The organism is Microbacterium sp. T32 (assembly GCF_001619615.1).
GTDB lineage: Bacteria > Actinomycetota > Actinomycetes > Actinomycetales > Microbacteriaceae > Microbacterium.
Genome location: NZ_LQQP01000023.1, coordinates 58,051 through 81,766 on the forward strand (window position 1 = coordinate 58,051; position 23,716 = coordinate 81,766).

The window sequence follows — 23,716 nt, forward strand, 5'->3', positions numbered from 1 at the left end:
GGGTACAAGAGCTTCTCGACCCGACCCAAGAACCCGGGAATACGATCGCCCGCACGGCCCGTCACGCGGCCGTCCGCGTACACCGCCCCACCAGCGAGGAGCACCCGTGAGAGAACGCATCCTCGACCTGGTGTTCCTCATCGGCGTGCTGTTCAAGGGGATCGACGGTCTCCTGGAAACCGTCGGCGGCATCCTTCTCCTGGTCATCAGCCCCGAACGCCTCGTCTCGGCCGCGAACGCGGCCACGGCGAGGGAGCTGGCGGAGGATCCCCACGACGTCATCGCCAACCTGCTCGTGCACGGCGTCGCGCATCTGAACGCCGGGAGCAAGACGTTCTTCGCCGCCTACCTGCTCCTCCACGGCGTCGTGAAGCTCGCGATCGTGATCGCGCTCCTGATCGGCTCGCGACGCGTCTACCCGTGGGCCATGGCGGCGCTCGGCGCGTTCGTCGTGTTCCAGCTCTACGAACTCGTCCGATCGCCCTCCATCGCAGTCGTGGTCCTGACGCTCCTCGACATCCTGATCATCTGGCTGACCTGGCGCGAGTGGCGACGCAACCGCGAGCTTCGGCACACCTGGCGCGGCACGGTCGACGGGATCCTGCGGCGCCGGCGGGCGCGGTGACCCGGGGGGGGTTCAAAGGATGTTACATATTTCGCACACAGAGGCGGTGTTCGATTTACCTACCATGCTGGTCGTGGTATATTTTCCGAACACGCTATCTCGACGCTTTTGTCGGCCGTGAAGGAGGCGGCGCACGTGAAGCTGCAGACCTCGTCCGACCTCGCGCGCCTGATCAAGAACGCTCGTGTTCAGCAAAACCTCTCTCAGCAGGAGGTCGCCGACGCCGTCGGCATCACACGCCAGTCCCTTGCTCGCCTCGAACGCGGCAATGGGGCCACCTCCTTCGACACGGTGCTGCTCATCCTCGATCACCTCGGCATTCACCTGAACGTCACCACCGACCGCCGCTCCCCTGCTCCCACCACAGTCGCTACGAGGGGGTCAGCCCAGGCCGCGGCCAATGCGCTCAACGAGCGCTCTACACCGCAGATCAGCTCAGGACTTCGTGACGCACTCCGCACGCAGATTCTCGAAGCGCACCACGAGATCGATCCCGCGCTCCGTCCGAGGATCGACCTTGGCGACTTCCTGGAACAGATGACGGCCAAGATCGACCCGGCCACGGTTTCCTCCCTCCGCGAAGCCACCCGCGGACTTACTGCGCGTCTCGCCATCCCCGGCTCGGTCCTGAGTGATCCGCCGCGAGCGGTGGAAGCCGACTCCCCCACCATCGCCGAGACCCCAGCGGAGGCTGACTCGGATGCACCGGGGGGTACCGAGTGATCCGATCCCTCGACGTCCACCTCTACGACACCCACGTCGCCGTGATCACGCGGCAGGGCGAGAACGTGCAGCTGCGCTACCGCCCCGAGTACGTCGAATCGGACAACCCGGTCCCCATCTCCGTGACACTCCCCGTCGTCACGACCCCATTCGGGAACGACAGCACCAAGCGGTTCCTCGACAACCTCCTGCCCGACCGCGCCGACGTCCGCTCGCGCTGGGCACGGGAAGCGAGGTTGGCAAGCGACAGCACCTTCGACCTGCTCACCGTCTACGGCGCCGATGTCGCCGGCGCGCTCGAGTTCTCCCCGGCGGGCACAGCGCCTCGACAGGAGGAGAACCTAACGCCACTCACCGAGGTGGAAATCGGCGACCGGATCCGACAGATCCGCCGGGACGACTCCGACTGGCTGCAGCACCGTGCCATCGAGGAGGGGTTCTCGCTCGGCGGCGCTCAGGGAAAGTTCGCGCTCACTCTTCGCGACTCCCAGTGGTTCGAGCCGTCGGGGCGGCAGCCGTCGACGCACATCTTCAAACCGGGGATCCAGCCGCTGCCCGGCTCCGACGTCACCGAGCACATCACCCTGCACGTCGCGCGCCTACTCGGGATCGATGCGGCGGCATCCGTGATCGCTGAGTTCGACGGCGAGCACGTCCTCGTCGTGGAACGCTTCGATCGGTACGACGACGATGGCAGAGTCGGCCGACTCCACCAGGAAGACCTCGCGCAAGCCACCGGGACGTCGCACGTGCAGAAGTACGAGTCCGACGGGGGGCCCGGTTACCGCGACATCTTCACCGTCTTCGACCGCAATCTCGCTGCCGCCGACGCCAGAGCCGCCAAGGAGCGGTTCGCGAAGCTGCACGTCTTCTCCTGGATCATCGGTCACAACGACGGCCACTCCAAGAACTACTCCTTGACCCATGTTCCCGGTCGTAGCGTGCTCGCCCCGTTCTACGATCTCAACAGCTCGCTGCCGTTCCTGCCGCGAGAGCAGATTCTCGCCCACGACCCCGCCGTGTTCGACAACGTCGAACTCGCCTTTCGCGTCGGCGGAGCGAACACTCTCGGCACTTTCAACGCCGACAGCATCCGGCGTCTCGAAACCGACGCCGGACTCCCCGAAGGGCACCTGAGCGCGTTCGCCCTCGAGATCGCCGCGGGCCTTCAGCCCGCCGTAGCCGTCGCGACGGAAGCGCTCCCCGATCGCCTGAAGGAAATCCCTGCCGTCAGTCTCTATCCCCACGCGACGTACACGCGGACGCGGCGAGTCATCGACATCCTCACCTGACCGAGCCACCGTCGTCTTGGCGGGCGACTCCTCCCGCGAGCATCATCGGCCTGGAGCAGAGAGCGGCGTGCCCGTCGACGAAAAACGGAAAAACCCCCGGCAATCCTGAGGATTCCGAGGGCGTCGAGTCTGGCGGAGACGGAGGGATTTGAACCCTCGGTCCCCTTACGGGGACTCCACCTTAGCAGGGTGGTGCACTAGGCCTGACTATGCGACGTCTCCAGGTGATCGACGCCGGAGCGCGAGCACACCCGTCCATAGTAACGGGTCGGGGCGTGGCATCCGAATCCGGGAAAGGGATGCCACACCCCGCGCGTCAGCGGACGTTTCCGTTCGAGCAGGTGGCCTGTGCCGCCGTCTGACCGGCGATCGACGACGGGAGCGTGATCGTGGTCGAGGACGGCTCGGGTGTGGGGGCTGCGCTCTCGGCAGGAGCCGGCGACGCGGTGTCGGTGGGCGCCGGGGTCGCGCCGTCTTCCGCGATCACGCCGTTACCGTCGCTCAGGTTGCCGGAGAGCTGGATCGGCTGGTTCGCCGCCAGCGCCGACCACAGCGCGTCGGCCGCGTCGTACTCGGGCACGACGCGGTTCGGGTCGGCCGGGTCCGCGGCGGTCGGGTACTGCACGAACACGATCTCGTTGAACGGCACGTCCTTGACGGCCATGGCGATCTGCACGAGCGTCAGCGGGTTCGTCAGCGACGTCGACGGGTCGACGTTGCGCAGCGCGGTCGAGGCGAGCTTGTACAGCGTCGCCGGGTTCGACAGGACTTCTTCACTGCGGAGCTTCGAGGTCAGGCGCGACATGTACTGCTGCTGGTTCGAGATGCGCCCGAGGTCGCCGCCGTCACCGACGCCGTGGCGGGTGCGAAGGAACTGCAGCGCGTCGAGGCCCTTCACGGTGCGCATGCCGGCCGGCCAGTCGATGCCCGTGTACGGGTCCTTGATGCCATTAGCGATGCAGACGTCCACGCCACCGATGGCATCCGTGATGTTGATGACGCCACCGAAACTGACCTTGGCCGCGAACGGGATCTGCAGGCCGCTGAGGTCCGAGATGGTCTTCACCACGCAGGCCAGGCCGCCGTACGAGAAAGCACTGTTGATCTGCTGTTTCGACATCGCCGAGCTGACGTTGCCGTCCGCATCCGTGCACGACGGGATCGGCACCATGAGGTCGCGGGGGAAGGAGATCACCGTGACGCGGCGCGGCTCGTCGGAGATGTGGATGAGCATGTTGACGTCGTTGAGGTTGTCTCCCGCGTCCGGACCCGTGCAGCGGTCGCCGAAGTACTGCGCGAAGTCGGGTTCGCACTCGTCGGTTCCGACGAGGAGCAGGTTCACTCCGCCCTGCAACTCCCCGAGGTCCGGCGGAACGGCCGGCTGGTCGGGCAGATCCACGGCATCCGCGGTGAAGCTCGACGAGAGGTCGTACACGGCATAGGCGGCCACGCCCGCTCCGGCGACGAGCAGCACGGCCATCGCGACGGCGAGCGCGCGGAAGAACTGGCCGAGCGGCCCCACCGACCGCAGACGTCCATGGCGCGCGATGGTCGTGCGCCCGCGCGGGGTCGTGGTTCTGCTCACTCGGGTCCTTTCGGGAGGACGGATGCCACGAGGCGCGGCACGTCGGACCTCGACGAAGCGCAGGTCGGAGACAGTTTAAGGACGAGCTCCTGTGAACTGCGTGAGCAAGTGGACAGCAATCGTTCACGTGACGGCCATCTGAACCGAGACCTGCGTCCGTTGGCGCCTCGGCTGAGGCGCGTCTAAGAATCCGCGCTCTCGCGCCGCGACGCCCTCCACTTGCGGAGGACGGCGACCACCACCGGCAGGACCGAGATCAGGACGATGACGATCATCAGCACGTCGATGTTGTCGACGATGAACGGGATGCCACCGAGCAGCAGACCGACGACCGTCATGACGACGACCCACAGCGTGGCTCCCGTCGTGTTCCAGAGGAGGAAGCGGCGATACGACATGTGGGCGGTGCCGGCGGCGACCGGGACGTAGGTGCGCACGATCGGCACGAACCGACCGAGCACGAGCGACCCGCCGCCGTACTTCGCGAAGAAGCGCTCGGCATCCTGAAGTCGCTCCGGACGCAGGACGCGGGCTCCCTCGCGGAACAGCCGCCTGCCGAAGCGCCGGCCGAGCCAATACCCGGTCTGATCCCCGAGGATCGCGGCCGGGATGGCGACGAGCAGTACCTGCCACGGCTGGATGCCGAGCGGCCCGGCGAGCACCGCGGCGGTGACCAGGAGCGAGTCGCCGGGAAGGAACGGGAACAGCACGCCGGACTCGATGTAGATCAAGAGCGCAATGCCCGCCAGCACCCACGGACCGAACGCGTGGAGGATGGATGCCGCATCGGGGATGACCCCGCCGGCCGCGAGCGCGTGCCCGGTCGCCATCAGCACGGGGAGCCGATCTTCACGCGCATCTGCATGATGCTCAGCATGCGGCCCTCGGGGCTCCGGTCGGCGGCGTTGACGTCGTCATCCCGGCACGGTACGAGTGCGATTCCCGAGGTCGCGGAATCGGCTCCCTAAACGAGGCTCGCGATGAGCTCCTCGACGCGACCCTTGATGTCGTCGCGCACTCCTCGCACGACATCGACCGGCTGCCCGGCCGGGTCGGTGAGCTGCCAGTCTTCGTAGCGCTTGCCGGGGAAGATGGGGCACGCGTCCCCGCAGCCCATCGTGATCACGACATCCGCTTGACGCACGGCATCTGTGGTGAGGATCTGCGGGGTCGCGGAGGACAGGTCGATCCCTTCCTCCGCCATGACCGTGACGGCGGCAGGGTTCACGGCGTTCCCCGGTTCGCTTCCAGCCGAGAACACGTCGATGCGATCTCCGGCGAGAGCGCGGAGGTAGCCCGCGGCCATTTGCGATCGGCCGGCGTTGTGCACGCAGACGAAGAGGACGGCGGGCTTGGTGGAGTCGGTCATGGCATTCCTCGATTTCGGGTTCACGCGGGGGCGGGGGCGGGCTGGGAGAGGGAGAGCAACTGAGCGGACGGCACGCAGCACCCACCGGCGAGTGGCGCCCCCGCCGCGTCGAACAAGCCGGCGCCACCGCACACGCCGGTATCCGGCAGCGACAGCTCGACGCGGCGCGCGGCTTCGTGGTCTCCCGCGAGTTCCGCGACGACGCTGCGCACCTGCTCGTATCCGGTGAGCGCGAGGAACGTCGGCGCGCGGCCGTAGGACTTCGCGCCGACGACGTAGAAGTCGGGCTCGGGGTGGGCGAGATCCGCCGCCCCGGTGGCGGTGACCGACCCGCAGGAGTGCACGTTGGGGTCGACCTCGGCGGCGATGCGGACGGGCGCCTGCAGCGTCGGATCCAGGTCCAGGCGCAGTTCGGACAGGAACGACAGGTCGGGGCGGAAGCCGGTCAACACGACGACGCGATCGGCTGCGAGGGCGCGCCCGTCCTCGGCGACGAGCACGGCTCGGTCGCCGTCGCGGGCGATCCGCTCCGTCCGAAATCCCGTGACGAGAGACACGAGACCCGCGTCGACGGCCTCCTTCGCCCTCATGCCGAGCGCGCCGCGGGCCGGAAGCTCGTCGACGTCACCTCCGCCGAAGGTGGTCGCCGTCGTCGCGCGCCGCAGCGCCCAGGTCACGGTCGTTCCCGGATCGCGTCGCGCCATCCGGGCCAGCGCCAACACCGCGGTCACCGCGGAGTGCCCGGACCCGACGACGACGGTGTGCGCGCCCTCGAAGCCCACGCGGTCACGGAAATCCGGGATGCGGTAGGAGAGCAACGGCCCGGCCTCCGGTTCCCCGAGCGCGGGGAGCCCGTCGGCGCCGGCAGGATTGGGGGTCGACCAGGTGCCAGACGCGTCGATGACCGCGCGCGCCGAGAGCCGGTAGGCCTCACCGTCGGCGGGCTGCACGTGCACCGTGAACGGCTGCTCACCGCGGCCCGCGTCGACCAGTCGGTCGCGGCCGCGTCGGGACACCCCGGTCACGCGGGCTCCGTAGACGATTCGTTCGCCCAGAACTCGCGCGAGAGGGGCGAGGTACCTCTCGATCCACTGCTCTCCCGTCGGGAACCCTGTCGTCGGCGCCGACCAGCCCGTGGACTGCAGGAGTCGCGCGCTCGCGGCATCCACGAGTTCGGACCACTCCGAGAACAGACGGACGTGACCCCACTCGGATACCGCGGCGGCAGGCATCCGGCCCGCTTCCAGCACGATGACGGGCATCCGTCTTTCCGTCAGGTGGGAGGCGGCCGCCAAGCCGTGGGGGCCCGCACCGATCACGACGACGGGAAGCTCTTCGGCCATCCGGGACCCCTCCTCACATTGAAACCTGTCGATGGGACAAGATTCGTGGACAGATCGACAGATGTCAATATGAGGTGCAGAATCGTGGCATGCCGACCTTCCTGCCGCTGCTTTCGAACGACGCCGATGCCTGCTGCTCGACCGCGTCGGCGTCGGCGCTCACGGTAGAGGAGGCAGATCCCATCGCCCGCACGTTCAAGGCCCTCGGCGACCCCGCGCGGGTGCGGCTCCTGTCGCTGATCGCCGCGTCCGAGGGCGGTGAGGCTTGCATCTGCGACCTGACCGAGCCGGTGGGGCTGTCGCAGCCGACCGTCTCGCACCACATGAAGGTGCTCGTGGACGCCGGCCTCGCGACCCGCGAACAGCGTGGAAAGTGGGCCTACTACCGGGTCGTCACCGAGGCACTCGACAGCGCCGTGAGCGCCCTCCGCGCGTGAACGACGCGCGGATCCGCGCCCTGCGACCGGAGGACTGGCCCGCCGTCGAGGCGATCTACCGCGAGGGCATCGCGACAGGGAACGCGACCTTCGAAGCGGAACCGCCCTCGTGGGCTTCCGCCGCATCGGCCACCGCGAACGTATCGCGCGCATGACCTACGGCCCGTGGGCCGGCCAGTGGCGCGACACGATACTGGTGGAACGCCGCCGAGCGGTGTGAGCCGAGACACGAGGACGTGGCCGTCAGCGAGATGATGGGAGCGGATCCCGGAGGAGCCGCTCCCATCGTGGCGGAGGGTGTGGGATTCGAACCCACGGGACATCTCTGCCCACTGGTTTTCAAGACCAGGTCCATCGGCCGCTCGGACAACCCTCCCGATCGCCCGAGTCTACCCAGCCGCGCGCCCGCCCACCGCGCCAGCCCACACCGCCTCGAACGTCGTGAGTGCCCGCGTTCCGGTCGAGAGCACACGCTACGGTCGCCCCTACCGTGGGCGCTCGACCGGAACGTGTGCTCTCGAGGGCTGCCGCAGCCGCACCACGCCCACCGCGCCTCACCCACCCGACACTGCCCGCCGTTCACAGGGCTGTGAGCAACCCGTCACCTCGCCAAGTTACGATCTGCCGGTGACCGTGGGGACTCTGCAAGACGATCGCGCCGTCAGCCGCACCCGCCGGCGGGCGATGGGGGACCTCGGTCTCACCCGCACGCAGCCGGCCGCCCGTCACGCCGCGCCGGAGAGCGCGGCGCAGCGGTGGGGCCGCACCGCCGTGGTCGCGATGGCCGCCGTCGGTGGCCCGCTCACGGTGATCGTGTTCGCCGTCCTCCTCGCCGCCGGCGCGTTCGCCTGGCAGGTGATCCAGGTGCGCGACGATCTCGAGGGTGCGCTGGACCAGTCGAAGGCGCTCGCGCGGGCCGCCGCGAGCGGCGACGCCGGCGGCATCCAGAGCTCCGGCGAAGACATCCTCGAGCGGGCCCAGCACGCCTACGACACCGCGCAGGGCCCCCTGTGGGATCTCGCAGCGGAGATCCCGGCCGCGCGGCCGAACGTGCTCGCCGTCCGCGACGTGACCGAGATCGCCCAGACCATCTCGTCCCAGGTGCTGCCTCCGCTCATCACCACGATGGCCTCGGCGAGCGACGGCTCCTCCGACGGGATCAACCTCAAGCCGTTCCTGCACGCGGGGAAGATCATCCCCACGGTGCTGACGTCGTTCGACGAGGCATCCCGGATCGCGTCGTCCATGGACCGCACGGGCGTGCTTCCGCAGATCGCCGCTCCGGTGGACCAGCTCCAGAGCCTCATCCAGCAGGCGACTCCCGTGCTCAAGACGGTCGACGCGCACCTTCCCGAGCTGCTCCGCGCGGCCGGTGCCGAGCGCCCGATGCTCTACCAGCTCATGATCCAGACGCCGGCCGAGATCCGCGCGACCGGCGGTGGCGTCGCCCAGTGGCTGGTCCTCAAGGTCGACGACGGCCACGTCGACATGCTCAGCCTCGACACCGGCACCGACCTGATGTACTCGACCCTGCCCTCGCTCGGCTTCGACACCGTGAACGGGTCGCTGATCACCCTGCCCTGGCAGACGCGGGAGCTCTACCCGCCCGAGCTCACGAACTGGTCGTCGAACTTCAACATGACGCCGAACTTCCCGACGGCGGTGGAGCTCTTCCAAGCCACGCGCAAGTGGACCGACAAGCCGCAGTTCGACGGATCGTTCTCGATCGACCCGATCGTCCTGGCGCATCTCCTGGAAGCGACCGGCCCCATCACGCTCGCCTCGGGTGAGACGGTGGATGCCCAGAACGCGGCATCCAAGCTGATGAGCGAACCGTACGAACGGTACGGCGTCGACAACGCCGCCATGGACCGGTATTTCAGCGAGATCAGCGCGAGCATGTTCGCCAAGCTCACCGGACGGCAGTGGGACGTCGGCACGATGTGGAATCAGATCGTCCGCAGCGCCGGCGAGGGCCGCATCTTCGCGTGGTTCGACGACGCGGGCCTGGAGAGCCTTGCCCATCAGTACGGCCTCGACGGCACCCTGCCGAAGGACAACCAGGATGCCACCCAGCTCGGCATCTATTTCAACGACTACTCCATCGGGAAGCTGGAGTACCACCTGACGTACTCGCAATACGCGACCTGCAACGCGGACGACCGCACGATCACCGTCTCGATGGACCTGCACAACAGCATCACGGATGCCATCAAGAGCGGTTACACCCTGGGTCTGCGCAACATCGACCGGGGGATCGACCTCCGGACGATGATGCTCGACGTGCTGTTCTTCGCCCCGCCGGGCGGGGAGATCGTGTCGACGGATCCCGAGATCGGCGACTGGTGGGACCCGACGTTCCGCGACCGCTCCGGCTCGGATCACGGCAACCCCGCGGAGAGCAGAACGGTCCTCCTCCCCGAGGGCGAGACGCGCACGATCTCCTACACGGTGAAACTGCCCGAGGGGGACCTGGGGCCGCTGGAGCTCCGCCACACCCCCGGCGCGAACGACACCGAGGTGACGATCGACGCGAACTGCGCGCCGCTGTTCCGCAGCCCCGCGGGTTCGGACAACGTCCTGCTCTCGAAGATCGGCTGACCGCGGGCTCAGAGCTCGCGCAGCACCGCGGCGACGCCGCCGTCCGTCACCGACAGGCCCACCTCGCCGGCGGCGTCGTGCACCTCGACCGGGCCCTGACCCATCGCGATCGCGCGGCCACCGTGCGAGACCGCCCACTGCATCATCTCGATGTCGTTGCGGCCGTCGCCCATGACCAGGACGTTCTCGGGCGGGATGCCGAGCCACTCGCGCACCAGTTCGAGCGCGGTCGATTTGTTCACGCCCTGCGGCGCGATGTCGAGCCACGCGGTCCAGCCGATCGCGTACGACACCTGGCTGAGGCCGATGCGCTTCACCAGCTCGAGGAAGTCCTTGTCGGTCTTCTCCGGCGCCACGACGACGACGCGGCACACGGGCTGGTGCGAGAGCTCGGCGAAGCTCACCTTGTTCGCGCCCGTGAGGTTCCAGTCGTCGAGGTAATCGGTGAAGAGTCGCTGCCCGTCGGGCAGCTCGACGAGGAAGTGGGCGTCCCCGAGATGCTCGCCGAGCAGCGTGAGCACCTCGGTCGGGTCGAACGTCTCGACGTGCGCCCGCTCGTAGTCGGTGGCATCCGGTCCGCCGACCCTGCGCATCACGATGGCGCCGTTCGAGCACACCGCGTATTCGGGATGGATGCCGAGCAGGCTCATGACCGTGTGCGTGCTGTCCCAGCTGCGCCCGGTGGCGAGCATGACCTCGTGGCCCTGCTGCTGCGCGTGGCGCACGGCATCCACGACTCCGGGGCTGAGCGACTCGTCCTCGAGGAGGACGGTGCCGTCGATGTCGAGCGCGATGAGCATGCGGCCCACGGGAGCGGTGCGCGCGACGTCCGCGACGACCTCGGCCGCCTCGTGCTGCGGTTCCGCGTCGACGTCACCGATGCGGGGCAGGGCGGCCTCGTCGGTCACGCGATGGGCTCCATGACCTCGAGGCCGCCGAGGTACGGCCGGAGCACCTCGGGCACCGTCACCGATCCGTCAGCGCGCTGGTGCGTCTCGAGCAGCGCGACGATCCAGCGCGTGGTCGCGAGCGTGCCGTTCAGCGTCGCCACCGGCTGCGTCTTGCCGCCGTCAGCGGGACGGAACCGGGTGTCGAGGCGACGCGCCTGGTAAGTGGTGCAGTTCGAGGTGCTCGTCAGCTCGCGGTAGGCATCCTGCGTGGGAACCCAGGCCTCGATGTCGAACTTGCGCGCGGCGCTGGAACCGAGGTCGCCGGCGGCGACGTCGATCACGCGGTACGCGAGCCCCAGGTCCTGCAGCATGCCCTCCTGCATCGCGACGAGACGGTCGTGCTCGGCCTCGGCATCCGCCGGGTCGGTGTAGACGAACATCTCGAGCTTGTTGAACTGGTGCACGCGGATGATGCCGCGGGTGTCCTTACCGTAGGAGCCGGCCTCGCTGCGGTAGCACGTGGACCACCCGGCGTAGCGCTTCGCGCCGCGCTCGAGGTCGAGGATCTCGTCCATGTGGTAGCCCGCGAGAGGAACCTCGCTGGTGCCGACGAGGTACAGGTCCTCCTTGTCGAGGTGGTACACCTCGTCGGCGTGCTGGCCGAGGAAGCCGGTACCGCGCATCACCTCGGGTCGCACGAGCGTCGGCGGGATCATCGGCGTGAAACCGGCCTGCAGGGCCCGGTCGAGCGCGAGCGTCATGAGCGCGAGCTCGAGGCGCGCGCCGATGCCGGTGAGGAAGTAGAACCGGCTGCCCGAGACCTTCGTGCCGCGCTCCATGTCGATCGCGCCGAGCTTCTCGCCGATGGCGAGGTGGTCCAGCGGCTCGAAATCGAACGTCGGGATCTCGCCGTGAGTGCGAAGGGTCACGAAGTCCTCTTCGCCACCCGCGGGGACGCCCTCGAGCACGATGTTCTCGATCTTGGCGAGCGCCTCTTCCGCGGCCTCCTCGGCGACGGTCACCGCGCGCTGCGCGTCCTTGACCTTCTCACTGAGTTCCTTGGCCTCCGCCACGAGGGCGGCCTTCTCGTCCTTGGGCGCCTGGGCGACCTTCTTGCCGTGCGCGTTCTGCGCCGCCCGCAGCTCCTCGAACGCCGTGATCGCGGCGCGGCGTTCGCGGTCGGCGTCGATCGCGGCGTCGACGGAGTCGGGCGACTCCCCGCGCGCGATCTGGGAGCGCTTCACCAGTTCGGGATCTTCACGCAGCAGAGTCAGGTCGATCACGCGTCCATCCTACGGTCGGGGCGGGAGCCGCTTCCGCGCCTCACGCGGCCGGTGCCGTGGGGTCGAGCGCCTTCGTGACGGCGAGCACGTCGGCGTACTGCGCGTCGATCGCTCCGCGCCGCGCGAGCGCATCGGCATCCGCCGCCTCCACCGCGGCCGCGCGGGCCTCCAGGTCGGCGTGACGGGCGTCGAGGTCGGCCAGGCGCGCGGCGAGCACCTCTTGCCACGTCCCGCTGTGCCGTACGCCGTCCGTCCCCCACCAGTCCTGGTGCCAGCCTCCACGTTCCGCCGGATCGAGGGCGTTGTACCGGTCGGCATCCTGTTGGTAGAGCTGCCGGTCGCTCTCGTAGATCGTCCGATCGTCATCGAGCTCTGCGCGGGCGATCATGGCATCCGCCTGCGCCTGGGCGAGGCCTTTGAGTGCGGCCTCGTACTCCGCGAAGAGACCGTCGACTGCTCCCTGCACGCGATGGTCCACGTCCACGAGGGCGGCGCGGTCGGTGAAGTACCGACCGTAGATGTCCTCCAGCGCGGGATCGAACCCTCCGTCCGGCCACGCCTGTGAACCGAGATACGCGAAGAGCTCGGTGTCGCGTGATTCCTCGTGGTCGCCGACCGACCAGTCGATCTGCCGACGTACCGGGTCGTCGGCCGGGATCCGGTCGAGGGCCGCGCCGACGAGAACGTGCACCCGCTCCCTGTCGCCGGGGCCGAGCCGATCGTAGGCGGCGTGCAGGAGCTCGTGCGTGAGCGTCGTCACGGCCGCATCCGCGACGCGCGGATCGGACGGGATGAACACGAAGATGCCCGCCAAGCCGTAGCACCCGGCCACGGCGTGGTCGTCCGCGGCATGCGCCACACCGCAAGACCGCTGGAGAGCGTCGCCCCGCTCGGAGATCGCGCCGACGCTCGTGAGGAGGTCACGCCCCTCGTCGGTGAGGAAGGCGTGGTCGGCGACCGCCGCGATGTCGGCGGGAAGGGTGCGCGGGCCGGTCTGGTCCTGCACCCACGCGACGACGGCACGATCCGCTCCCGTGCCGAGCAGGACGATGCCGCCGAGGACGACCGCGACGGCGACCACGATCGCGACCGTCCACAGGCGACGCCGGCGGCGGTCCCGCGCGAGGGCGGCGAAGGGCCCCTCGACGGGTCGCGCCCGCCGAGGCGGCGGCTGCTCGAACAGGGTCACGGGCGCACGCTAGACCCGTCCGGCGAACGTGGGGAGGCGGCATCCTGAACAGTGCCCGTCACGCGGTCCGGGTCAACCCCCATCGGCCGAGGCGGAAGCGCGCGTGCGCGGTCCTATGGTGGATGCCATGGCCGACCCTCAAGAACCGCGCGACGACGCGGATTCCCCCGTCTCCCCCGAAGCCGAGAAGGACCGGGCGGCGTCGGAGGGCTCGCACGAGGACTTCCACGAGGCGACTCTGCGGCAGGAGGACGAGCCCGACACCGTCGTGACGGACGAGCCCGACCCCAAGGACGCGGCCGAGCCCGACGACGTCATCCACCAGCCGGGCGACGTCGACCCCGATTCCTCGGAGGGCGCCTCCGGTGAGGCCAAGCGTGTCTCCCCCGAGGGAGACGACGCCCCGATCGACGCCGAACCGACCACGAAGAAGCGCGCGGCACTGGTCTACAACCCCACCAAGGTCGACCCCGAGGTGCTGCGCCCGCGGGTGAGCGAACTGTCCGCCGAGGCCGGCTGGGCCGAACCGCTGTTCTACGAGACGACCGTCGACGACCTGGGCGACATCGCGACCCGTGCCGCCATCGAGGAGGAGGTGGATGCCGTCCTCGTGGCCGGCGGCGACGGCACCGTCCGCGCCGTGGCCGAGGCTCTCACCTCGACCGGCATCCCGCTGACGATCGTCCCGAGCGGCACCGGAAACCTCCTCGCACGCAACCTCAACCTGCCGCTGGACGACGCCGACGCGATGATCCGCGCGACGTTCGACGGGAAGGTGCTCGCGACCGACACCGGGATCGCACGGATCCGTCGTGCCGACGGCACCGTCGAAGAGCACGGCTTCGTCGTGATGGCCGGGATGGGCCTGGATGCCGCGATGATCCAGAACACGCGGCCCGAGCTGAAGAAGTCCGTCGGGTGGGTGGCCTACGTCGACGGCGCCGCGCGGTCGCTCGTCAATGCCAAGCCGTTCCGCGTCATGTACCAGCTCGACGGGCACGGGCACCGCCTGCACTCCGCGAAAGTGCAGAGCGTACTGTTCGCCAACTGCGGCGCACTCCCCGGTGGCGTGGCGCTCATCCCGGGTGCGTCGATCGCCGATGGCATCCTGGATGTCGCCGTCATCCAGCCCAGTGGCGTGTTCGGTTGGCTCGGCGTGTGGCGCAAGATCTGGTGGGACAACTCGGTGCTGCAGCGCTTCCGCGCCGGGCGTCGCGTGCTCGAACGCCGCCGTGACACGTCGGTGCGCTATCTCCGCGGATCCGGCATCGAGCTGGCGACCGCTCCTGCGCAACCGATCGAGCTCGACGGCGACGAGTTCGGCGAGGCGACCCGCATCTACACGCGCATCATCGAGGGCGGCCTGACGGTCGCCCTCCCGGCCGGTCACGACACGTCCGCCCTCTAGGGAGCCGAGCGCTCACGATCGGGTCGAGCGCTCACGAAGCGGCCGCCCCGAACGTGGGCGCTCGACCGGATCGTGGGCGGTGGGCGACCGGGCCGGGCCATGGCGTCGGGCGGCGACGCGGCACGGGGCCACGCCCGCGGCGGGGCCGGGCCGCGGCGTGTCAAGCCCGGCAGCGCGGAACGTCGGCTGGATAGCGTCGCTGCATGGCTTCTCCGTCCCTCGTATGGTTCCGTGACGACCTGCGGCTGACCGACCACCCGGCCCTCCGCGCGGCACTCGACCGCAGCGAGCCGGTGATCGCGCTGTACGTGCTCGACGAGGAGTCCGACGGCGTGCGCGAGATCGGCGGGGCCGCACGGTGGTGGTTGCACCACTCGCTGGCATCCCTCGCCCAGCGCCTGGAGGATCGGGGATCGACGCTCGTGCTGCGCCGGGGACGCGCAGCCGATGTCCTGCCGGCCGTGGTGGACGAGACCGGGGCCGGGGCGGTGTTCTGGAACCGTCGCTACGGCGGCGCGGAGCGCGAGATCGACGCGGGCATCAAGGAGAAGCTGCGCGGCGACGACGTCACCGTCGCGTCGTTCGCGGCGAACCTGCTGTTCGAGCCGTGGACCGTGCGCACGGGCGCCGACAAGCCCTACGGGGTGTACACGCCGTTCCGTCGCGCGGTCGAGAAGATGCCGTCGCCCCGCGCGCCGCTCCCCGAGGCGCGCAAGGTCCCCGGCCCCTCGAAGGCACCGGAGTCCGACGACCTCGATGCGTGGAACCTGCTCCCGACGAAGCCCGACTGGGCCGGCGGCCTGCGCGAGACGTGGGAGCCGGGCGAGCCCGCCGCCCTGACGCGCGTGCGCGAGTTCCTCGACGACGACCTCGGCGACTACGCCTTCTCGCGCGACGCGTTCGCGGGCGGTGCGACCTCGAACCTGTCACCGCGGCTGCGCTGGGGCGAGATCAGCCCGTATCAGGTGTGGCACGCCACGCTCGAGCACCGAGGCTCCGGGAAGCACGCCGAGTCGGCCACCGGGTTCCTGTCGGAACTCATCTGGCGCGAGTTCGCCTGGCACGTGCTGTTCCACTCCCCCGACCTCGCGACGAAGAACTGGCGCGAGCAGTACGACGCCTTCCCGTGGCCGCGACTGAACCGCGCACACCTGGAGACGTGGCAGCGGGGCGAGACCGGCATCGCCGTCGTGGATGCCGGGATGAAACAGCTCTGGCACACGGGGGTCATGCACAACCGCGTGCGCATGGTCACGGCATCCTTCCTCACCAAGAACCTGCTCATCGACTGGCGCCACGGCGAACAGTGGTTCTGGGATTGCCTCGTCGACGCGGATGCCGCGAGCAACCCGTTCAACTGGCAGTGGGTCGCGGGATCCGGGGCGGATGCCGCCCCCTACTTCCGCGTGTTCAACCCGGAGACGCAGCGCGAGAAATTCGACCCGCACGACGAGTACATCCGCCGCTGGGCCCCGGAGCATCTCGACGGCGGCGCGCCCGAGCCGATGGTCGACCTCAAGGAGACGCGCCAGCGCGCGCTGGACGCGTACGACAAGGTCCGGCACGGCGGCTGAGCCCCGGACACGCCGAAGGGCGCCACTCGGAGGTGGCGCCCTTCGTCAGGGGAACGTCAGTTGACGCGGGTCTCGGTGACCTCGTCCTCGTCGTCGTCGCCCGGGATGAAGACGTCCACGACGGTGACGTTGATCTCGGCGACCTTCATACCGACGAGCTCGGTGATGGCCTGGTGCACCGCGGCACGGACGTTGGCGGCCACGCGCTGCAGCTGCTCCGGGTAGTCGACCTGGATCGCGATGTCCGCGGCGACCTCGGTCTCGCCGACCTCGACGCTCACGCCCTGCGCGTAGTCCTTCGCGCCCACGGCCTGGCGGATGTTGCCGATGACGCGAGCCGCGCCGCCGCCGAGCGCGTGCACGCCGGGGACCTCGGCCGCGGCGATGCCGGCGACCTTGGCGACGACGGCATCCACGATGACGGTCGAGCCGCCGTCCTTCGTGGCGGTGGCGGGGGTGGTGGTGGCGGTGTTCTCAGCCATTGCGCTTTCCTTCCGTGAGTGCGGAACCCTGTGTTCCGCGAAGTCACAGTGGAGACGCGCTCGGGCCGGGATTCGTCACGAGGGAACGGCTGGGAGAACCCTGAGCGTCCGGGGATGCCGGTGTCACTCGTCGTAGAAGCCGCCGAAGGGGGTGTCTCCGTCGCCGCGGTCGTCTTCGGCGACGGTCTCGACCGAGAACGCCACGGACGTGTGCGGCGAGAACAACACGCTCACCTCGCTGTTCCCGACGACGACGAACGAAGCGAACCTGCCGCCCTGCGCGACGGCCGTCTCGATCTCGGACTTCAGGGACGCGATGTCCTGTCCCTGCGCCAACGCGAAGACGGCGTCGTTGACGACCATCTGCGTGCGGATCATGGTCTTGCCCCCGTTCATGCCGGGCACGCTAAGCCGGTGTGGAGAGACGGCAGAGGGGGTTGCGGTTCCGCCACCATGCGGAATACTGCGTCACCGGCCGGCGTTGCCGTCGGGGTGAACGACGCGATCCCCTCCCTCTCCGTTCTCGACCTCGTCCCCGTGCGTGCAGGTCAAAGCAGCGCGCAGGCCGTCGCCGCGTCGCTCGACCTCGTCGAGCGGGCCGACCGTCTCGGCTACCGCCGCTACTGGTTCGCCGAGCACCACAACATGCCCGCGGTCGCCTCGACGACCCCGCCCGTCCTCATCGCGGCCGCCGCGTCCCGCACGGCGCGCATCCGCGTCGGCTCGGGCGGTGTGATGCTGCCCAACCACTCGCCGCTCATCGTGGCCGAGCAGTTCGCGGCTCTCGAGGCCCTCGCCCCGGGGCGCATCGACCTCGGGATCGGGCGCGCGCCGGGCAGCGACCCGGTGATCACGCAGCTCCTGCACCGCTCGGGTGCGACGAGCGACGTCTCCCGCTTCCCCGACCACGTGACCGACATCCTGGCGCTCACCTCGCCCGACGGCGCCACCGTCCGGTTCACCTCCGGCACCGAGTACCAGGTGAAGGCGACGCCCGTGGCATCCGGGATTCCGCAGGTGTGGCTGCTCGGCTCCAGCGACTACTCCGCCCAGCTCGCCGCGTCGTACGGGCTCCCCTACGTCTTCGCGAACCACTTCGCCGGCGAGGGGCTCGAGCACGCACTGCGGCTGTACCGCGACCAGTTCCAGCCGAACGAATCCGGCGACGGTCCGCGCACGTTCGTCACGGCCAACGTCGTCGCCGCTCCCACCGCCGAGGAGGCGGAGGAGCGCGCTCTCCCGCAGCTGCGGATGATGGCGCGCCTGCGGACCAACCGCCCGCTCGTGCCGCTCGAGACGGTCGAGCAGGCGAAGGCCGACCCGTTCGACGCGATGGCGGAGTCGATCATGGCATCCAGTCGCCAGAAGTGGTTCGTCGGCACGGGCGACGACGTGCGCGCTCAGCTCGCGGAGTTCGCGGCGCGGTACGACGTCGACGAGATCATGCTCTCGCCGGTCGCCGGAGCGTACGACGGCGAAGCGCTGGACGTCGCGGGCGGCCGCGCGCAGACGCTCGAGCTCGTCGCGGGGGTCGCGGCGTCCGTCGCCGCCTGACGGCGGGTTACGCCTCGGGCTCGCCGCTCAGCAGGCCGCGCAGCCAGTCGCGCGCCTCGACGAACACGTCGTCGGAGTAGCGCTGCGGGTACCGCACGATCGCGCGGTCGGCGCGCGCGTACGACCCCAGGAAGATCACCTTCGGGCTGAAACGGCGCAGGCCCAGCAGCGCGTCGGCCATGCGCTCGTCGTGCACGTGTCCGTCGGCGTCGATCACGAAGCGGTAGCGCCCGAGGGCGTCGCCGATCGGACGGGATGCCAAGAGGCTGAGGTTGATGCCCCGCGTGGCGAACTGCTCGAGCAGCTCCAGCAGGGCGCCCGGGTGGTCCTCGGGCAGCTCGACGATGAGCGACGTCTTGTCGGCGCCGGTCGGCGGCGCGGGCGCGACGGTGCGGCTGACGAGGACGAAGCGCGTCACCGCGTTGGGGTTGTCGCCGATCCCCTCGGCGAGCACCTCGACCGTGTGATGGTCGACGATGCCGGGCGCCGCGATCGCGGCATCCGCCCCGCTCGATCCGTCCAGGACTCCGAGGGCGCTGGCGACGTTGCTCGAGGCCGGGAGGTGGGCGTGCGCGGGGATGTGCTCGCGCAGCCAGCGCAGGCACTGTCCGTACGCGACGGGGTGCGCGGACACGAGCGAGACGTCCTCGAGGGTGGTTCCCGGTCGACCGACGAGGACGAAGTTCACGGGGACGAGGTACTCGCCGATGATGCGGAGGCCGGGCACGGTCGCGAGCGCGTCCTGCGTGGTGGACACTCCCCCGTCGACGGAGTTCTCGATCGCGATCATCGCGGCATCCGATCGCCCCTCGACGACGTCGGCGAGCGCCTCCCCGACGTTGCGCACGGGGCGCCAGATCTGGTCGCGCGCCTCGGGCACCTGCGCCAGCGCGGCCTCGGTGAAGGTCCCGGCCGGACCGAGATAGCTGTAGGCACGGCGAACGGACGCGGAATCGGTGTCGGGCAGCACCGGCTCAGCCTAGTCCTCCCGTTCGAGCGGGCCACGCGAGGGCTGCCACGGGGCGAATTTCGAGGTGAACAGAACCACCGGAATAGGGGGTCGCGGCGGCCCCGCAGGTTGCGGTGGTGTTGACACGATGAACCGTGCCCGTCTGCCCGAGACGGGCACACCCGGCGCCGCGCGCTTCAGCACCGCGCGAGCAAGGAGCCCGATCCGATGGAACGCGCACGCCCGAAAACTCCGCGTCGACCTCGCCCCCGAGGCCCGCTCGACCCCACCCCGGGTGCCCTGCACCCCCGACCGTCGCCCGCGACCATCGTCCGCTCGCGCGTGGCCCTCCTCGCCACCGTCGGACTCTGGTTGCTGTACATGGCGACGGTCGTCGTCACGCTGTCGCGCGGGGACGTGCTCACCAACGTCGGGTACTTGATCGGCACCGTGGTCTTCCTCGTGTCGGTGGCGGCGCTGACGTTCTCCTCGAGCATGTACCTCCTCGCCCGTGTCGGCGCGTTGCCTCGGCTGGCCGCGCATCGTCGCGCTCGGCGTGCCGACATCGACGAACGCTTCGACCGAGACGACCTGAGCGTGCTCACGCTCCTGCCCTCCTACGGCGAGGATCCCGCCTACGTCCGGATGGCGCTGTGGTCGGTCGCCCTGCAGGAGGTTCCCGACCTCCGAGTGGTCCTCCTCCTCGACGACCCGCCGACCGACGACCCCGAGATCGTCGATCGGCTGGCCCGCACGCGCGCGATCATCGATGAGATCCGCCTGGAGCTGTCGGGTCCCCTGGAGCTCGCGCGCGAGGCGTTCGACCGGACCGAGACGGACTCCGTGGCCGACGCCCGCAGCGCCGTCGCCGCGGCATACCACATGGCCGCCTGGTGGCTCCGCAGCAGGGCCGACGTCGAGCCTCGCACCGGCCATGTCGAGGAGTTCTTCACCGAGAGCGTCCTGGAAGCCCTCGCCGACGAACTCGGCGCGGTGGCGTCCGCGCTCGACGAGGCGGAGGACGACGGAGAGCAGGGGTTGTCCCCCGCCCGGGTGCGCTCGCTGGCGCGCCGGCTCGTCCGCATCTTCAGCGCCGACGTCGCCGTGTTCGAGCGCAAACGCTTCCGCGAACCGTCGCACGAGCCCACGAAGGCGGCCAACCTCAACGCCTATCTGGCACTCGTGGGCGGCGAACACGAGCTGCACGACCTCGACGGCGTGCCACACGTGGTGGACATCCCGGCGTGCGATGTCGTCATCACGCTCGACGCCGACTCGATGCTCCTGCCCGAGTACGCCGCTCGTCTGGTCTACGCGCTGCAGCAGCCGAGCAATGAGCGCGTAGGGATCATCCAGACCCCGTACTCCGCGTATCGCGGCCGACGCAGCCACCTCGAACGCCTCGCCGGGGCGACGACCGACGTCCAGCACATCGTGCACCAGGGCCTGACCGCCTTCGACGCCACGTTCTGGGTGGGGGCGAACGCCGTCATCCGCTGGGCCCTGCTCGAGGACCTCCGCACCGTGGAGACCGTGGATGGACACGACGTCGTCCGCTTCATCCGGGGGCGCACGGTCATCGAGGACACCGAGTCCAGCATCGACGTCATCGCCGGCGGATGGTCCCTGGTGAACTACCCCGAGCGGTTGAGCTACAGCTCCACCCCGCCCGACTTCGGCACCCTGGCGGTCCAGCGACGGCGCTGGGCGAACGGCGGGCTGCTCGTGCTCGCCGGGCTCTGGCGCACCGCGGTCGCCCGGCGCGCAGCGGGGCATCCGATGCGTCTGTCCGAGATCCTGTTGCGGGCGAACTACCTCGGCTCGATCGCGTGGGTGACCGCCGCGCTGATCATCCTGCTGACCGTCGTCCCGCTCAACGGCGAGCTGGTCAGCGTCACGTTGATGCTCATGGCGCTGCCGTACTTCGTCGAGATGGCGCATGACCTGCGCGTCCTCGGGTACCGGCGGCGCGACATCTTCGGCGTGTACGGCCTGAACCTGCTCCTCGTCGCCGTGAACATCGCGGGCACGCTCGGCTCGATCGCCCAGGCGTTCACGGGACAGCGCGTCGCTTTCGCGCGCACACCGAAACAGGGCGAGCGAACTCCGGCCGGGGCCCTGCTCATCGTCGCACCGCTCATCATCGCCGGTGGTGCCGTGGTCGTCGCCGTCCGCTCGATCCAGGGCGGGTCCTGGATCGCGGCGGCCTTCGCGATCTTCACCGCCGTCTGCGTGGCCGCCGCCCTGGTCCGCCTCATCGGAATCGGAGCCGCGGCGGCGGACCTGTGGAACGGATGGTTGGAGTGGATCTGGGTGCCGACCGAGCGACGCGCGGCCCACGCGGCCGACACGACCGTTCCGGCGTGGCGTCGCGTCCTCGACGACGGCCTGATCGAACCGGTGCGCGCATGAACGCCCGGCGTCCGCGACGGTTCCGCGGCCGACGGGTGTCCTGGCTCCGGCTCGGCGCCAGTGTCCTCGGGGGACTCGCTCTCCTGGTGGCGGGCGTCGCCGCCGTCGCTCCCCCGTTCTCGTTCCTCCCGACGGGGACGCCCGTGGACCAGCGGTGGTTCGCCGGCTACTACGACGTGACCCTCGACCAGGGGGTCGCCCTCGCCGGTGACGAGATGATCGCGGCGCCGGGCGGGGCGGTCCTCGCCTTCGTGGTCGCCGCCGGCGACGCCGATTGCACTCCGACCTGGGGGAAGACGTACACGCTGGACGATGCCGCCACCCGCTTCGACCTGGACCGTCGAATCGAACGGATGCGCCGGGAGGGACATCCCGTGATGATCTCGTTCGGGGGCGCGATCAACACCGATCTGGCCGTCGCGTGCACGACCTCCGTGGATGCCGCGAAGGCCTACGGCGCGGTCATCGATCGGTACGGGGTCGACTCGATCGACCTCGACATCGAGGGCAAGACCCTCGCCGACCGGTCGTCGTGGGGACGACGCGCCAACGCCATCGCCCGCCTGCAGGGCGCCCGGCCCGCGGATCACCCCCTCACCGTGTGGCTCACGCTCCCCGTCGCGCCCGACGGCCTCACCGCCGACGGTCGTGACCTCATCGCCGGCATGCTGAGCGCCGGGGTGAAGGTGGCCGGAGTCAACTCCATGACGATGAACTACGGCATCCAGGATCCGAAGAATCTCGTCGACGTCTCGAAGCGTGCGCTGGAGGCCACGGCCTCCCAGCTCAGCACCCTGTGGGACGACGCCGGCCTGGACCTGCCGCCCGGCGGCGTGTGGGAGCTGATGGGCGCGACCCCGATGATCGGGCTCAACGACGTCACCACGGAGACCTTCACCCTCGACGACGCGCGAGCGTTCACCGCGTTCGCGAGCGATCGCGGGCTCGCCCGACTGTCGATGTGGTCGATCAACCGCGATCACACCTGCGGACCGAACTACCCCTTCACCGGGACGGTGTCGACGCAGTGCAGCGGCGTCGACCAGGGCGACGAGACGTTCGCGGGCGTTCTGTCGAACGGGTATCTGGGGCGCTATGCGAACGCTGTGGTGGAAACCGATCCGCCGATCATCGAGGACGATCCGAAGACCAGCCCCTACCCGATCTGGAACTCCACGACGTTCTACTCGGCCGGCGTGAAGGTGGTCTGGCACGGCTCGGTCTACGTGGCGAAATGGTGGAACCAGGGCGGCAACGCGCCCGACGACCCGACGCTCGACACCGGCGCCGCCGCGTGGAGCTACATCGGTCCGGTCCTGGCATCCGATCAACCCTTCCGACTGCCGCAGCTCCCCGCGAACACGTACCCGGAATGGGATGCCACGACCCTTTACAACCAGGGCGACCGCGTGATGGTCGACGGCACCGGGTACGAGGCCAAGTGGTGGTCGCGGGGGCAGAACCCGGCCCGCTCGATCCTCGACCGCGACTACTCGCCCTGGACGCCGATCGAGGGCACGGTCGACGCCGGCGCTTCCGGGGAGGGCACCGGCGGGAACGCCGCAGGCGCGGCCGGCCCCGCAGCGGGAGCGGCCGGCCCCCCGGCCACGGGGTAGATCGTCAGGCGCCCGTCCCCGACGACGTGGGCGAGGGAGAGTCGTCCGGGAGGGAGCACCCGGACGACCACGCGGTGTTCCGCTGTCTCCAGCCGGTCACGGACGAGGGCGGCGAACTCCGGCACCCATGTCTCCGCCCGCCCCGTCGAGCCCCCGTCATCGAGCAGGACGACGTCGACGCCGCGCAGACGCGCCTGCATCGCGGCATCCGCGATCCCGTGTCCGTGCAGCCGACCGGCGCGGTAGCCGTCGCGGAGGCGCCCCTCGACGGCGCGCGCCTGCCGTCGGTCCTCGTCCGTGATCGCACCGGCACGGACGACGCGTTCCAGTAGGGGACGGGCGTACTCGTCGACCTCCGTCAGGTGGGCCACCAGCTCGGCGTGG

20 protein-coding genes and 2 tRNA genes are annotated in these 23,716 nt (G+C 69.8%); 10 read left to right on the top strand and 12 right to left on the bottom strand.

The features are described from left to right. Window positions 1–106 precede the first annotated feature (106 nt). From AVW09_RS12525 to AVW09_RS12535, 3 genes are all read left to right on the top strand, one after another. Complete coding sequence (locus tag AVW09_RS12525; RefSeq protein WP_063258390.1) at window positions 107–625, top strand: DUF2127 domain-containing protein; 519 nt, start codon at window positions 107–109, stop codon at window positions 623–625. A 135-nt stretch (window positions 626–760) separates the two neighbouring features. After that, the gene (locus tag AVW09_RS12530; protein ID WP_197462634.1) at window positions 761–1,348 is read left to right on the top strand and encodes a helix-turn-helix transcriptional regulator; all 588 of its coding nucleotides are present in this window, start codon (window positions 761–763) and stop codon (window positions 1,346–1,348) included. Then, on the top strand, window positions 1,345–2,640 hold the full coding sequence (locus AVW09_RS12535) for a type II toxin-antitoxin system HipA family toxin (RefSeq protein WP_063258392.1): 1,296 nt from the start codon (window positions 1,345–1,347) through the stop codon (window positions 2,638–2,640). The genes AVW09_RS12530 and AVW09_RS12535 overlap by 4 nt, the downstream gene beginning before the upstream one ends. Window positions 2,641–2,770: 130 nt before the next feature. Here the strand turns inward: AVW09_RS12535 and AVW09_RS12540 are convergent. The 5 genes from AVW09_RS12540 to AVW09_RS12560 all read right to left on the bottom strand — a co-directional run bounded on the left by AVW09_RS12540 (window position 2,771) and on the right by AVW09_RS12560 (window position 6,937). Beyond that, window positions 2,771–2,862: transfer RNA gene (locus tag AVW09_RS12540), tRNA-Ser, on the bottom strand. A gap of 94 nt (window positions 2,863–2,956) precedes the next feature. Then, window positions 2,957–4,225, bottom strand: a complete 1,269-nt coding sequence (locus AVW09_RS12545) for an LCP family protein (protein ID WP_063258393.1) — start codon at window positions 4,223–4,225, stop codon at window positions 2,957–2,959. Between the two features lie 182 nt (window positions 4,226–4,407). After that, a complete protein-coding gene (locus tag AVW09_RS12550) occupies window positions 4,408–5,055 on the bottom strand; it encodes a DedA family protein (protein WP_063258537.1) in 648 nt (215 codons plus the stop codon). A 134-nt stretch (window positions 5,056–5,189) separates the two neighbouring features. Beyond that, window positions 5,190–5,594 carry an arsenate reductase ArsC gene (locus AVW09_RS12555; RefSeq protein WP_063258394.1) on the bottom strand — a complete coding sequence of 135 codons (405 nt, stop codon included), beginning with the start codon at window positions 5,592–5,594 and terminating at the stop codon, window positions 5,190–5,192. 20 nt (window positions 5,595–5,614) lie between these two features. Beyond that, complete coding sequence (locus AVW09_RS12560; protein WP_063258395.1) at window positions 5,615–6,937, bottom strand: NAD(P)-binding domain-containing protein; 1,323 nt, start codon at window positions 6,935–6,937, stop codon at window positions 5,615–5,617. An 89-nt stretch (window positions 6,938–7,026) separates the two neighbouring features. Here AVW09_RS12560 and AVW09_RS12565 point away from each other — a divergent pair, with 89 nt between their 5' ends. Next, window positions 7,027–7,374, top strand: a complete 348-nt coding sequence (locus AVW09_RS12565) for an ArsR/SmtB family transcription factor (RefSeq protein WP_063258396.1) — start codon at window positions 7,027–7,029, stop codon at window positions 7,372–7,374. 288 nt (window positions 7,375–7,662) lie between these two features. Here the strand turns inward: AVW09_RS12565 and AVW09_RS12570 are convergent. Continuing rightward, a tRNA-Ser gene (locus AVW09_RS12570) sits at window positions 7,663–7,750 on the bottom strand. A 251-nt stretch (window positions 7,751–8,001) separates the two neighbouring features. On the opposite strand from AVW09_RS12570, the gene AVW09_RS12575 reads away from it, so the two are divergent. Next, window positions 8,002–9,975: a DUF4012 domain-containing protein gene (locus AVW09_RS12575; protein ID WP_063258397.1), complete on the top strand. Its 1,974-nt coding sequence runs from the start codon at window positions 8,002–8,004 to the stop codon at window positions 9,973–9,975. 8 nt (window positions 9,976–9,983) lie between these two features. On the opposite strand, the gene AVW09_RS12580 is transcribed toward AVW09_RS12575, so the two are convergent. From AVW09_RS12580 to AVW09_RS12590, 3 genes are read right to left on the bottom strand one after another with little or no spacing between them, the layout of a single operon-like run. Further along, the gene (locus AVW09_RS12580) at window positions 9,984–10,883 is read right to left on the bottom strand and encodes an HAD family hydrolase (RefSeq protein WP_231901838.1); all 900 of its coding nucleotides are present in this window, start codon (window positions 10,881–10,883) and stop codon (window positions 9,984–9,986) included. Beyond that, entirely contained in the window at window positions 10,880–12,148 is a 1,269-nt protein-coding gene (serS, locus tag AVW09_RS12585; RefSeq protein WP_063258398.1) for a serine--tRNA ligase, read from the bottom strand. The genes AVW09_RS12580 and serS overlap by 4 nt, the downstream gene beginning before the upstream one ends. Before the next feature lie 40 nt (window positions 12,149–12,188). Next, entirely contained in the window at window positions 12,189–13,337 is a 1,149-nt protein-coding gene (locus AVW09_RS12590) for a hypothetical protein (RefSeq protein ID WP_063258399.1), read from the bottom strand. A 127-nt stretch (window positions 13,338–13,464) separates the two neighbouring features. Here AVW09_RS12590 and AVW09_RS12595 point away from each other — a divergent pair, with 127 nt between their 5' ends. Both AVW09_RS12595 and AVW09_RS12600 read left to right on the top strand, forming a co-directional pair. Then, the gene (locus tag AVW09_RS12595; protein ID WP_082822971.1) at window positions 13,465–14,745 is read left to right on the top strand and encodes a diacylglycerol/lipid kinase family protein; all 1,281 of its coding nucleotides are present in this window, start codon (window positions 13,465–13,467) and stop codon (window positions 14,743–14,745) included. A gap of 203 nt (window positions 14,746–14,948) precedes the next feature. Then, window positions 14,949–16,319 (top strand): cryptochrome/photolyase family protein, encoded by a 1,371-nt coding sequence (locus AVW09_RS12600; protein ID WP_063258400.1) that lies wholly within the window; start codon window positions 14,949–14,951, stop codon window positions 16,317–16,319. A 56-nt stretch (window positions 16,320–16,375) separates the two neighbouring features. Here AVW09_RS12600 and AVW09_RS12605 read toward each other — a convergent pair whose 3' ends face one another. Both AVW09_RS12605 and AVW09_RS12610 read right to left on the bottom strand, forming a co-directional pair. Continuing rightward, window positions 16,376–16,801 (bottom strand): Asp23/Gls24 family envelope stress response protein, encoded by a 426-nt coding sequence (locus AVW09_RS12605; protein ID WP_022880214.1) that lies wholly within the window; start codon window positions 16,799–16,801, stop codon window positions 16,376–16,378. A gap of 123 nt (window positions 16,802–16,924) precedes the next feature. Beyond that, window positions 16,925–17,197 (bottom strand): hypothetical protein, encoded by a 273-nt coding sequence (locus tag AVW09_RS12610; protein WP_063258401.1) that lies wholly within the window; start codon window positions 17,195–17,197, stop codon window positions 16,925–16,927. A 57-nt stretch (window positions 17,198–17,254) separates the two neighbouring features. Here AVW09_RS12610 and AVW09_RS12615 point away from each other — a divergent pair, with 57 nt between their 5' ends. Beyond that, window positions 17,255–18,355, top strand: a complete 1,101-nt coding sequence (locus AVW09_RS12615; RefSeq protein ID WP_063258402.1) for an LLM class flavin-dependent oxidoreductase — start codon at window positions 17,255–17,257, stop codon at window positions 18,353–18,355. Window positions 18,356–18,362: 7 nt separating this feature from the next. Here the strand turns inward: AVW09_RS12615 and pheA are convergent, their stop codons facing one another. Next, window positions 18,363–19,325, bottom strand: a complete 963-nt coding sequence (gene pheA / locus AVW09_RS12620; protein WP_063258403.1) for a prephenate dehydratase — start codon at window positions 19,323–19,325, stop codon at window positions 18,363–18,365. Between the two features lie 321 nt (window positions 19,326–19,646). Here pheA and AVW09_RS12625 point away from each other — a divergent pair, with 321 nt between their 5' ends. Both AVW09_RS12625 and AVW09_RS18390 read left to right on the top strand, forming a co-directional pair. Beyond that, the gene (locus AVW09_RS12625; RefSeq protein ID WP_063258404.1) at window positions 19,647–21,716 is read left to right on the top strand and encodes a glycosyltransferase family 2 protein; all 2,070 of its coding nucleotides are present in this window, start codon (window positions 19,647–19,649) and stop codon (window positions 21,714–21,716) included. After that, the gene (locus tag AVW09_RS18390; RefSeq protein ID WP_063258405.1) at window positions 21,713–23,332 is read left to right on the top strand and encodes a chitinase; all 1,620 of its coding nucleotides are present in this window, start codon (window positions 21,713–21,715) and stop codon (window positions 23,330–23,332) included. Before AVW09_RS12625 ends, AVW09_RS18390 begins: the two co-directional genes overlap by 4 nt. Window positions 23,333–23,716: the final 384 nt, after the last annotated feature.